15 protein-coding genes are annotated in these 11,547 nt (G+C 46.4%); 12 read left to right on the top strand and 3 right to left on the bottom strand.

The window, feature by feature from the left end; all coding sequences use genetic code 11:
- Positions 1–35: 35 nt before the first annotated feature.
- The 3 genes from MKY82_RS23485 to MKY82_RS23475 all read left to right on the top strand — a co-directional run bounded on the left by MKY82_RS23485 (position 36) and on the right by MKY82_RS23475 (position 2,624).
- The gene (locus MKY82_RS23485; protein WP_339218633.1) at positions 36–1,244 is read left to right on the top strand and encodes a WD40 repeat domain-containing protein; all 1,209 of its coding nucleotides are present in this window, start codon (positions 36–38) and stop codon (positions 1,242–1,244) included.
- A gap of 69 nt (positions 1,245–1,313) precedes the next feature.
- Positions 1,314–2,003 (top strand): hypothetical protein, encoded by a 690-nt coding sequence (locus MKY82_RS23480; RefSeq protein WP_339294479.1) that lies wholly within the window; start codon positions 1,314–1,316, stop codon positions 2,001–2,003.
- Between the two features lie 198 nt (positions 2,004–2,201).
- The gene (locus MKY82_RS23475) at positions 2,202–2,624 is read left to right on the top strand and encodes an STAS/SEC14 domain-containing protein (RefSeq protein ID WP_339296709.1); all 423 of its coding nucleotides are present in this window, start codon (positions 2,202–2,204) and stop codon (positions 2,622–2,624) included.
- Positions 2,625–2,781: 157 nt separating this feature from the next.
- Here the strand turns inward: MKY82_RS23475 and MKY82_RS23470 are convergent, their stop codons facing one another.
- Positions 2,782–3,042, bottom strand: a complete 261-nt coding sequence (locus MKY82_RS23470) for a hypothetical protein (protein ID WP_194543751.1) — start codon at positions 3,040–3,042, stop codon at positions 2,782–2,784.
- 129 nt (positions 3,043–3,171) lie between these two features.
- Between MKY82_RS23470 and MKY82_RS23465 the strand changes: the two genes are divergently transcribed.
- The 4 genes from MKY82_RS23465 (at position 3,172) to MKY82_RS23450 (ending at position 5,133) form a co-directional block, all read left to right on the top strand.
- Complete coding sequence (locus MKY82_RS23465) at positions 3,172–3,555, top strand: nuclear transport factor 2 family protein (protein ID WP_194543750.1); 384 nt, start codon at positions 3,172–3,174, stop codon at positions 3,553–3,555.
- Between the two features lie 174 nt (positions 3,556–3,729).
- Positions 3,730–4,155, top strand: coding sequence for a GNAT family N-acetyltransferase (locus MKY82_RS23460; RefSeq protein ID WP_339294478.1), 426 nt, complete (start codon positions 3,730–3,732; stop codon positions 4,153–4,155).
- Between the two features lie 39 nt (positions 4,156–4,194).
- On the top strand, positions 4,195–4,638 hold the full coding sequence (locus MKY82_RS23455) for a GNAT family N-acetyltransferase (protein WP_220684445.1): 444 nt from the start codon (positions 4,195–4,197) through the stop codon (positions 4,636–4,638).
- Between the two features lie 39 nt (positions 4,639–4,677).
- Positions 4,678–5,133 carry an NUDIX domain-containing protein gene (locus MKY82_RS23450; RefSeq protein WP_220684446.1) on the top strand — a complete coding sequence of 152 codons (456 nt, stop codon included), beginning with the start codon at positions 4,678–4,680 and terminating at the stop codon, positions 5,131–5,133.
- Positions 5,134–5,206: 73 nt separating this feature from the next.
- On the opposite strand, the gene MKY82_RS23445 is transcribed toward MKY82_RS23450, so the two are convergent.
- Entirely contained in the window at positions 5,207–6,415 is a 1,209-nt protein-coding gene (locus tag MKY82_RS23445) for an S-layer homology domain-containing protein (protein WP_339294477.1), read from the bottom strand.
- A gap of 364 nt (positions 6,416–6,779) precedes the next feature.
- Here MKY82_RS23445 and MKY82_RS23440 point away from each other — a divergent pair, with 364 nt between their 5' ends.
- Both MKY82_RS23440 and MKY82_RS23435 read left to right on the top strand, forming a co-directional pair.
- Positions 6,780–7,457 (top strand): methyltransferase domain-containing protein, encoded by a 678-nt coding sequence (locus tag MKY82_RS23440; RefSeq protein WP_339294476.1) that lies wholly within the window; start codon positions 6,780–6,782, stop codon positions 7,455–7,457.
- Between the two features lie 40 nt (positions 7,458–7,497).
- The gene (locus MKY82_RS23435; RefSeq protein WP_194543744.1) at positions 7,498–7,971 is read left to right on the top strand and encodes a DinB family protein; all 474 of its coding nucleotides are present in this window, start codon (positions 7,498–7,500) and stop codon (positions 7,969–7,971) included.
- Positions 7,972–8,023: 52 nt separating this feature from the next.
- Here MKY82_RS23435 and MKY82_RS23430 read toward each other — a convergent pair whose 3' ends face one another.
- A complete protein-coding gene (locus tag MKY82_RS23430) occupies positions 8,024–9,508 on the bottom strand; it encodes an endonuclease/exonuclease/phosphatase family protein (protein ID WP_339294475.1) in 1,485 nt (494 codons plus the stop codon).
- A gap of 174 nt (positions 9,509–9,682) precedes the next feature.
- Between MKY82_RS23430 and MKY82_RS23425 the strand changes: the two genes are divergently transcribed.
- The 3 genes from MKY82_RS23425 (at position 9,683) to MKY82_RS23415 (ending at position 11,527) form a co-directional block, all read left to right on the top strand.
- A complete protein-coding gene (locus MKY82_RS23425; RefSeq protein WP_339218616.1) occupies positions 9,683–10,087 on the top strand; it encodes a hypothetical protein in 405 nt (134 codons plus the stop codon).
- A 146-nt stretch (positions 10,088–10,233) separates the two neighbouring features.
- Complete coding sequence (locus tag MKY82_RS23420; RefSeq protein ID WP_339294474.1) at positions 10,234–10,992, top strand: helix-turn-helix domain-containing protein; 759 nt, start codon at positions 10,234–10,236, stop codon at positions 10,990–10,992.
- Positions 10,892–11,527 carry a VOC family protein gene (locus MKY82_RS23415; protein WP_339294473.1) on the top strand — a complete coding sequence of 212 codons (636 nt, stop codon included), beginning with the start codon at positions 10,892–10,894 and terminating at the stop codon, positions 11,525–11,527. Before MKY82_RS23420 ends, MKY82_RS23415 begins: the two co-directional genes overlap by 101 nt.
- The last annotated feature ends 20 nt before the right edge of the window (positions 11,528–11,547 follow it).

Genomic DNA, 11,547 nt, shown 5'->3' with positions numbered 1-11,547 from the left:
CGCCTTGGGGGATATGCCATTGGGAGGAACCTGTTATGAGAAACAGAGTAGGGAAGTATGGGTTCAAGTTGATGTCTGCTGTTGTTATTGCTGCAGCCCTGACGGCTTGCCAATCCCAGGATCGGCTGACGATCGTGGAGCCAGGCAACAATCAAACCGGCCAGCCCCCTGTATCGAATGCTGGAGAGACGGCATCAGGAGAGCGCAAACTTACGGTTGTAGAAGGAGCGAGTGGTCCATCCAGTCAGGAAGTGGTTGTGAATCAGACGCACCGGATCGCCTCGTCGAACATTGAGACATGGCTGTCGGAGAATGAGGTCAAGGTGCTTACAACCAAGCTGATCAAGGAAGCGACCGAAACGGAAGAACCGCAATATGCTTATTCCTCCGAAGCAGTGAACGTAAGTACAGGTGAGCGGCGTGAGCTCACGAATCATGAAGAGTCGCATCCAGGCGAACATCTTGTCAAAGAAGAAATCTCGCCGGACGGTAAATATAGCTTTATTCAGAAATGGAGGGATAAGTATAAGGCTGATAATTTCCTGAAGGATCTTAATACAGGTAAGAGCATACCGGTTAAGGGCGACAATTACATGGAGATCGGAGGGTGGCTGGATACAGACACCTATGTTCTTGCAGCAGGCTCCATGAGTGGCAAAGGCGATATTCGTCTCATTTCGACGGACGGCACTTATACAACCATAGCTATTGAGGATGAGGATGTTGAAATCTACAACCAGTTCGGGGCGAGTAAAGGCCGGATCTATTATATCGATGTAAACCAGGTGCTGAAGGTCGTTGAACCGGGGCAATCGAAGCCGGTACAGCTTATTGAAAATGTATGGAGCTTCACCATCTCGCCGGATGGAGAGTACATTGCCGTCTCCACAGCGACCAACACGGAAGGGAACTCAGGCAGCAATTTACTGATCTATGACGCAGTCGGCAGCCTGCAAGGATCCCTTATCGGAAAAGGAAATCTGATTTCTTACCCGTCTTGGTCGCCGGATTCTGCCAGACTAGCTTTTGATGTATATTCGGAGAATGAAAGCGGGATGAACGGGGTGTATGTATTTGATACGGCTTCAGGAAAAGTAAGCTGGATGGCGCCCTATTATTCGGCGGTGCATCCTGCGGCCCATCCGGTCTACCCGTTGACTTGGAGTCCATCTGGAAAAAGACTGGGAATTACGATTGACGATAAAGAAGCGTTGATAGCGACGTATGTCATCGATTTTAAATAAAGATATCGAGCTTCATACTATGACTCATCGACTTGGAAGGTTGGTGAGACAACGAGGGGAATGGATGAAATGAAACCGTTGAAAAAATCAATCGTGGCGGTTGCCGTGCTGGGAATGACGTTAACGGGAGCAGCAGGTGTCTATGCGGGAGCCAACCTGGAGAAAATCTCGGCTTACCTGAATCACAGCATCGGTATCAAAGTGGACGGAGTCGTATATAACACAGGCAAAACATTGACTCCGATCACGTATAAGAATACGACATACCTGCCGGTTCGCGCGATGGCCGATGTGCTGGATGTACCCGTGCAGTACGATGCGAAGAATAACCAGGTGCTGATCGGAAGTAATCCTGGAAACGGTCAGACGACCGAGCTGACCAACGTGAAATACAGTGATGCCGAGCGAAAAGAAATCAAAAGCGCATTCGCCAAATTTGATGGTTTTCAAACGCCGTATGCTCCAACTCAGATGGTAAAAGGCGATGTGTACCAAAAGACAGGCGCATCGGAAGATGGCGTTAACATGTTATTCAAACACATGACAGTATATATCTCCCCAAGAGACTATTCTCATGGATATGACAGCAAATCGGTTACATTGTCCAATGGGGTTAAGGCGAAATGGTATACACCGGATGATACGGACATGCTGGGCTTTCAGATCGATGATCGTTTTGTGACAATCAGCTCACCGGAGCATTCCTTAAGTAGAGCACAGCTGGAGAAGGTTGCTGTAAGTGTTGCCCAATTGAAATAAATATAGAGATAAAAGAGATAAAGATATGGCTTAGATATGAAAAAGGCGAATAGAGGTTAGTACGAGGAAGCTTGCAGGGTGAAAGGAATGCCCTGTGAGCTTTTTTTATTTCGAAAAGCTATCACGAGCATTGATATTTCCTGGGCAATCCAAAATTCCAGTATATGTAAAAATGAGTTTTAGTTTTACTTTGATTTTATAGGAATTTTACGCATAATAGAAACTAAGGGAGATGATTCCACTTTGAATGAAAAGGATATCAGTACGGTTGTTAATGGGGATTTAATTGTTACTCATCTGATAGGGAAGATAAACACGGATGATGTTATTGAATGGTTTAATGGTTTTGAAAATTCATGTCAGCAGTTTATTGGTAAGGGACTGAAATACAAATTGTTGGTGGATAGAAAAGGATATACTCCAAACCACTTCTCCGTTCAAAAAGTATGGAAAGAAAAGTTCTTTAATGACACTATCCTGAATCAAAGCAAGGCCATTGCGTTTCTTCTTGAAGAAGGGGAGATCATGAATTACCTGCAGCAATCCAACACCAAAGAATCCGTTAAATTTTTTGATGATTATGAACAAGCACTCCATTGGTTGAACAACTATCCAAGTTAAAAATTTATGTTGAACCAGTTGCTCTATAGCAACTGGTTTTTCTTATGCTCACAGCTTTACGTTGTGGCGAGATTGGCTTGCTTGCAAGCTTCTAACAATATTTATGAAAAGAGCTAAAAAAAAGAAGCAACATGATAGCCGCTCCTTCTAAAATCCATTAATTACGCTGTAATAACAGGTAACCGCTAATGCTGGATGTTCTTTGGCGGAATACGATTTTGAAACCTACATCATGATCCAACAAACAAGCTAAGGCAGTTCTTAGCAATGCATTCGGCGTCAAATCAGCTCGGCAAGGAGAAGCATTGCCAATGACACGAGCAGCAACGATTCTGCGCGGGGAACCCGCAACGAGAGGGTTTCTTGCCCAGCTGATTAATACTAAATCCGGCTCTGGAACAGCACGGACACGACCCATTTGAATCACCTCTTTTACTATAGTAGAGTCAGTATATTAAATGATAATCTGCTATGAAGTGTGCACAGTAAAGGCGGAGTTTTTTAAGATCGTGGTTGCAACCCAAACTGACGGAAGGGGAGATGTGGTGTGAATTCTATGAAAATGAAGGACATGATTAATGAGTATGTGAGAGCCTATAATTCTTTTGATATCGAGGGGATGATTGCTCTTCTGCATGAGAAGATCGAGTTCAGAAACATATCAAGCGGATCGATCGACGTGGAGACCAAAGGAATCGAGGAATTTCGAGAGATCGCCGAACAGTCCAAGTCGTTATTCTCCTATCGTTGTCAGACGATCATTGGTTATTCGTTCGAAGATGACAAGACTCAGGTTGCGATCGACTACGAGGGTATTCTTGCTAAAGATCTCCCCAACGGTATGAAGGCCGGCGAGAAGATTCATCTGAAGGGAAAGTCCGTATTTGCGTTTAGAGACGATAAGGTAGCAGTGATAGAGGATCATAGTTGATTGAGCAGATGGAACTCAGGTGCACCTGAGTTGATCATTCCAAACTGTATTAGCACCACCTCTTGTATTGGTCGGAAGGCAGGAAGAGTTTATCTATAGTTGTTTAATCCCGGAAATAGGGTTCCTCCACATGGTATTATTTGGTTTAGTGTACTGAGAAAAGGGAGTGAGCGAGTGTCAGAAATCAACATCAAACGAAGCAGTCCGGAAGAAGCGCTTGCGGTACGGACGAACCTGATTCAATATAATGCACAGCATATTGCAGAAGATTTGCAGCAGAATTACGAGGAGATCAACTTACATATAAAGAATGAGAATGGTGATATCGCAGGCGGGATCAATAGCGTGTTTTGCTGGAATTGGATTGATGTCGATATTCTATGGGTGGATGATCGATCCCGGGGGCGGGGCTACGGTTCAAGATTGTTACAGGAGATCGAGAAGATAGCCAGGGAAAAGAAATGCACCTTCATCAAGCTCAATACGTTCAGCTTTCAAGCGCCACTGTTCTATCAAAAGCATGGATTTCAAGAGATTGCACGTATCGACGATGCCCCAAGAGGGCATCAGCATTATTATTTGATAAAGCATTTGGTGTAGGCATGTATTAAAACCAACAACCATCCAAAGGAGCTTGATATGATTAGATTGCAGCCCATTGATAAGGATAATTGGACCGAATGCATTAAACTGAAAGCGAAGCCGGAGCAAGAAGGCTTTATCGCCTCCAATCTGTATTCGATTGCCCAGTCTCAATTTCTTGAACATTTTGAAGCAATGGCCATTTATAAGGAAGAGACGATGGTCGGATTCGCGTTATATGGCTTGGACTCCGATGACGGGAACTACTGGATTTACCGTTTGATGATCGACGGTAATTTTCAAGGGAAGGGTTACGGTAAAGCGGCTTTGCGAGACATAATTGAAGAAATCCGAAACAAACCTGACCGGACGGATGTCCTTATGATAAGCTTTGATCCGAAGAACGAACAGGCCAGGCAGCTTTATGTCAAAGCGGGTTTTGAGGAAATCGGCGTCATGCCGTGGTCGGAGGGTGAATCGGTAGCAAAGCTAATGCTGTAAACCCTCAGCCTACAAGTGTGCGGAGAGGATGATGCTGATATGAAAATCGTAGTGACTGGCGGCGCCATCATCCGGGATCATCATGGGCGAATATTGCTTCAGAGACGCTCGGATTACGGCAATTGGGGACTTCCCGGTGGCGGTATGGAAGCCGGAGAATCCGTGGAAGAGACGATGAGACGGGAAGTGCTCGAAGAAACGGGGCTGGTCGTCCGCGATCATGAACTCTATGGTGTTTATAGCGGACCCAGAATGCAGTATCGATACCCGGACGGAAACGAGGTCGTGTTTGTCATGTTTATTTTTAACGCGACGGTGGAATTGGAAGGGAAGACGGAGGAGCAAGGCCGAATCCTTTATCACGATGTGAACAACGAGTCGTTGCAGTTGGAATTCAAGGCATTGCATGAGATTGATCTAGAGGATATTAGCTCTGTGCAAAGACCGGTATTTGAGGATCTGCAAAGCGGGAAGGCAAACATTTTAAGAACATGAATCTGTCTAGCATACGATAAAAAGGGAGTGCCTACTGTTTGTGACAGTTCTGCACTCCCGTTTAGTAGCCTATCTAGAGATCGGCTTCATACCCCAATAATTGGGTAAAGTCCTGGAATGTATCAGAATAATAATACATAACCTTAATGTTATTATTGTCATCGGTGGCTTTCTGACCCTTGCTTCGGATAATGGGAATGAACTCCGCATAGGATGCGCCATTCAAAGCAATTCGAACAGGCTGCTTAGGGTTGCTTAATTGTTCGTAAGTATAAAAGGATGGCTCCCCGTTCATGTTGATCTGCAAGTCGATTTTCTCTGAAGCCTTCACGGCCAGATAGAATTCCGGTACGGAATCGGGATTTACTAAAGCAAAGTCAGCAACCGGACTTTCTCCGTGTCCAGACGGAGATCCCGCATAGATAAAGTTTCTAGTGCCATTCGGGATGAGATCATCTGCCGGTGGTTCCCGGACATAGTCGCTGCCATCATAATAATCGTATATGCGATGCAGGATGACCGCGGTTTCGGCTAACGTTACCTTTTGATTCGGACGAAAATACCCTTTCGCGTCAGGTTTCATGATGCCGGCCTCGGCAAAGCCGAGCAGCGCATAAGCTTTAACGTAATCGAGATCGGAGGCTAAGGAAGGCCCCCATTTTTTGTCTTGCATCAATCCGATTTCGGGTGCCAATGGTTGATAGGCGTACTTCCATTTTTCGTATTGGTTGTAGGAACTGAAATACCTTTTGGGAAGATCTTTGATCTCCCGCAGCCTGGCAATCTCCTCACTTTCCAACACCTCCACAGAATATCCAATATCATCGAACCGCGCATTCAGCGTAATCAATAAGTCCCAGCGTGTTAACACTTTCTCCGGTATAAATTTGAAGGTTTCATCATGATAATTGATTTTGTCGGCGGCTGCAATTAATCCGCTCGGCGCCGACGGTATGCTGCCGTATACATCTTTAAACATCTGGTAGGAGGGATGTCCATTTGGGACCCCGGGTATCTTGATGTTCTTATCGCTTTCGACCCGTAAATCGGTAAACAGCCGATGAACCATGAGCGTGAGATCGGACTTGGTTACCATCCTGCCTAAAGTTTTTGTCCGATACTCCATATTCTCAAAGACTCCATGGGATCTCAGGAAATCAACGGATCCATTGGCCCAGGCATATTTGTTTTGACTGGTTTCCGCCGCGCTTGCCATGGATGTCATGCACAACGATAGAATGAGGGTAAAAGATAATAATCGACGCCACCTTTTTAGAAACATGAAATCCTCCTGTATGTATCTATGTATTGGATTAATATTCCTCCATTGTAGACGACAAATTATGACAGGAGCAATGTTTTTATGAATATATACATAGTAATAAGGAGTTGGCCTGCGCACACTTCTGGTTTGAACGTATCGGATGAGGAGAAGAATATCGGAATATCGACCATGAAAGGTATGATTTTGACGGAATTTTTTTAATGTAACCGTTGACATTACGGAACAAAATGGTAATATTTTAAGTCATTAGATATATAGCGGTTAAATTGGTGCCTATTGGCTTCTTTCAAGGCCATGTAATAACAGATTTCTGCTATCTTGGATAGTGAATGCAATGCAGCCTATGACGGAGGAGGTATGTATGGGAATAGACTGGTATGATATGATCGCGCGAAGGAATGGCGGCTACAAAGGAAGAGCGGTGTGTACCGTCGTCGGCAGGTCGGCGGAAGAGGTGTTTGAGGAGCGGTTAGTGGAGATGCTGCCGCAGTTTCAATCGGTTCTGGATGCAGGCTGCGGGCATGGCGAGTTCACGCTCCGGATGTCCAGACATGCTAAGAACATCATTGGTTTTGACAACTCCGCGGAGATGATCCGAATCTCCCAATCCTTACTCGAAAGCAGCGGAATCGGTAATGTGGAATTTGTGTTTGCCACAACGAAGACCGAGTTGCCCTTTCAACACGCCCAGTTTGATCTCATCTATGACCGCAGAGGTCCCACCTCGATCCTCGAACATCCCAGGATATTAGCTTCAGGCGGCACCATTATCGGCATACATAATGATGTGACTGCCGTACGAAGGCGATTGTCGGAGAATGGCTACATGAATGTCGAGATTGAGGAGTATAATGAAGCGATTACTTACTTCCCGAATGCCCGCGAATTTGCATTGTTTCTGTCGGATGTGCCGGGTAATCCCGATTTCACTTTGCCGGAAATGAAGGGTGAACTCGAGGCCAAGATACGGGAGAATCAGATCGACGGGCAGCTTGGAGTCCGTGAACACAAATACATCTGGAAAGCCATGAAGAAGTGACGTCAAGTCGTTTATCATACCGAAAAAGGAGTGTTGCGTTATGGATCATGAGTTCAACCGGAAGTGGCTGGAGGACAAATTTGAAAACATCCGCAGCCGTACCTTAAAAGTGCTGGTGCAGTTAAACGATGAGCAAGTCAATTGGCGGCCCAACCATTCCAGTCTGAGCATTTCGACGTTGATCAGGCACATCGAAGGCAACATTCAAGAGCGGGTCATGAAAGGGATTCTGCACAAAGACATCACGCGAAACCGGGAGGAAGAGCTGACGCAGGTTTTTGTCAGCCGGGATGATCTGATTCAGATTGTAAAGAATCGGTTTCAGTTCCTGATCGATACGGTAAAATCCATGTCGAGTGCGGACTTTGAACAGGTTCAACAGGTACGCGGTAAAGAACGAAGCAATCTCGACATACTGCATCAATGCGCCACGCATTATTCGGAGCATATGGGTCAAATTTTTTATATCGCGAAGCAGTGTTTGGCGGTTCAATATAAAGCTACATCGATCTAATAAGCAAGTCCCCCTTAGCTGGGGTATCCAGCGATCAAGGGGGACTTTTATTTTACGGTTGACCTGGAGAAGGGACCTGGTTGGTCTCTTTTTTCTGCATAATACTCGTCAGCTGCTCGGGCTCCCGATACGTGATCGATTCATTAACCCCGGCATCCAGCTGCCCGTTATTGAACTGTACGCCGATAAGATGCGTGCCGGATGGCGCTGAAATGCCCAAAGAACGTCCGCTGGTGGAGGTTCCGTTCAGGCCCTGATTGTTGCCCGGCGTGAAGACGGCCAGCAGTTGAGACGGTGAGAAATCTTCGCCATCAGCATTATAGTTGGCAAGGAACTGCTCCATGCTCAGGTCGTAACAGCAAGGCTGCTTCTTGATCCAGATCACCTTGGTTTCATTAGGACGGATGATGGTGTCCGTGCTGTAGCGATCCTTCGTAATGGTCCAGCGGTTGGACTTGGATTTGTCGAATGGAAGAGCAGGGTCGTAATAGTAGTAGATTTGATATCCTTCCAGGTCGATTTCCCGATCCGTGGGGTTGTAAATCTCCACATAATTGTAATTACCTTGCTCGTTCGAGTTAGCGACCACCTCGGTGATGTGCAGGGCGGTGGTCAAGGGCAGCTTAGGTACCGTTTCTTCGGTGGTTTTATCGGATCTTTGCAGGGTACCTTCCATCATGACGGGATAATGATCGCTAGGGTATTGGCCGATTTCATTGTAATTAATAATCTCGCTGTGCAGGACATTCCAGCCCTGGCTGTGCAGAATCCAGTCGATCCGGTTTCCGCTGCCGCCGCCCGTAGGGTCCTTGTAATTATGAAAGGTTCCCAGGTCATCGTTGGTGCGTTTCTTGGCGGTGACATGTCCATCCGACATCCCGTAGCTTGTAAAAATCGAATACGTATCGCTTCCCGGCCGGGTATTGAAATCGCCGGTTACGACAACGGGGATATCCGAGGCAAAAGCCTTCATTTTGTCGACAATGAGTTCGGCGCTCTTCTGCCGGGAAACCTCGGATTGGTGATCCAGATGCGTGTTGACCATATAAAAGGTTTTGCCGTTCTGAAGATCCTGGAAGCGAACCCAGGTTGCCATCCGCGGAATCTGGTTCCCCCAGCTGGCGGAGCTGATCGTCTGGGGCGTATCGGACAGCCAGAAGTGAGACTGTTCCAATGGCTTCAGTCGTTCCGTATTATAAAAGATCGCCATATACTCCCCTAAGCTCCCGCCTTCACGTCCGACTCCAATCCGACCATATCCCGGCAGATCATTCTCCAGATCGAGGATTTGCCGGTGAAGCCCTTCCTGCGTTCCGATGACGTCCGGTTTATGCTCCAGGATGAGATTCTTGGTGACTGGGCGGCGTTTCTCCCAAGGTTGACTGTCATTGGCGGCATAACGCAGGTTGAAGCTCATAACACGCAAAGGCCCAGGCGCTGCTTCCGCGGTACTCCCCAACTCGCCGGAAGGGGAGAGCGACGCCGTCGTCAGAAATGTTAGCATCATGAACAGGCTGGTGATTTTGGGGATTCTCATTAAAGTTCCTCCTTTGTCATGTGCAAGAATTGATTCCTTCTAAAGTGGACGTTAAGTAGATGTATTCTGTCCTCCCTTCCTGATTTGCCCATATCATATCTTATTTTTAGTTGGCTGCGTATTTACAATATTTTAGGTTTTTGCTTTCCTTTTGGGTAATCGTGGAGGAAATGGATGAGTGTATCCGGAATATACCATTTAGGAATCGAAGTGATATGGTTTGAAGCCATTGAATTAGAGCGCATTGATCTGCTCTTTGATTATCGGGATATCCATCGAACGGCAAGTTTTATACTTCAGAGGACTGAGGGTGTAAAGTCTGTGCCAGCTGTAACGGATGAAGCCTATTCGATGCAAACGGAAAGCCCATTAATGACTCTTGAACAAACGGCCGAATTCTTGAACCTCACCGAGTCTCAGGTGAAGAGGATCATCTCATCCGAGAATGCGCTAAGAGCGCAGGGTGATTCCGAGGGGGTGCCGTTTCCTTATATTGTGGTGCAAAACGAAATCTACGTTAGCCAAATAGGGCTTATCTCGTGGCTTGAGGGGGCTACGCGGGAAAGAAGGATATATTGATCATGCGATTGTTACGATCTAAGACCCTTAATCTCACGTGAAGATGGACAAAGCATGCACTCAACCAGAGGTTGAGTGCATGTTAGCTTACTCTACTTCCGCGTTATGTTTTTTCGTGAGGTTGTTGTGTATAGTAGAGGCATCTCATGGAAAGCGTGGTGTCTGGATTGATGAATCAGGCAAACGGCGTGATTGGTAACAATATTGGCAGGCTTCGAAAACAGCTCGGCATCACACAGGAGCTATTGGCTAACAGACTCGGTGTCAGCTATCAAGCCGTAAGTAAATGGGAGAATGGACAATCTTGCCCGGATATTATACTGATTCCGATACTGGCAGATGTATTCGGGGTCACGATCGATGAGCTTTTTGGCAGGACAGTCCATAACATCGATTTACGAAAAGGACTCGTGCTTGAGTATTTGTTCGACGGCAATGTGAGAGATACCAGCGGGGAGGGACATCATGGGCGACTAGAAGGCGGGAATTATGGCGAAGACCGCTTTGGCCGGAAGGGCGGGGCTTTAGTGTTGGATGGCGGAAGTCATTATGTCCGGATCGATCAACCGCCCATTCTTGTGAATGATGCTTTTTCAGTATCCGTATGGTGTTATTATGATGCACACAAGATCCTCCGTGGATGGCATAGCGCGATTGTCTCGCAAGATGGCCATCACCAGAACCGGGCGATGCAGCTTAGCACGAAGGATGAGTATATTACGTTCCATGGTTTCCTTAGAGAACCGGATCTATCGATGAACACCAAGATCGTGAAGGAGCACTGGTATCATGTGGTTATAACCTATGAGAAATCCCGTTACCGAATGGTTGTCAATGGCCGTCTCGTTGCTGAGCGTACAGGCAGTTTTACACCCTATAATAAAGAACCGATGTATTGTAGGTAGAAAATCAACCGATGAACCGTATTTCTTTTTCCAAGGGCGTATCGACGACCTGCGAATCTATAATCGTGCCATGCAGGACCGTGAGATCGAAGCCCTCTATCTTGAAGGTGGTTATAAGCCAGCCCCAATGCCGCATGTGGAGCCTGCGGAGGAGCCCATTCCGGTTCTTGAGGGATTGGACGACATCCGTATGGTCTTTACAAAAGATACCATTGATGCAGCGGCTGACTGGTATACCCGAAATTTAGGATTCAACATATTGATGCAGGAAGAAGGCTTCTATATGTTAACGTTGTACAACAGCCCGAATTTGATATTGGAATGCGTGAAAGCAAGGGAGCTGGAGTCTGGACAAGAGGCATCATTTATATTCAAAACCAATCGGGATATCGTAGAACTGAGCTCTACTTTATCTGCCGCTGGTGCGAGAATTGAGCAAATTCGGGACGAAGGCTTTGCATGGTTTCTGGATTTTATGGATCCTTATGGACAAGCTTGGATCATTATGCGCGAAAAGGGGAGTCATTTGAGTTGAAGTTGTAACAACGTCGCGCG

The organism is Paenibacillus sp. FSL W7-1279 (assembly GCF_037969845.1).
In the GTDB taxonomy this organism is placed as follows: Bacteria; Bacillota; Bacilli; order Paenibacillales; family Paenibacillaceae; genus Paenibacillus_AQ.
This window is presented reverse-complemented; position numbering and strand designations above follow the sequence as displayed.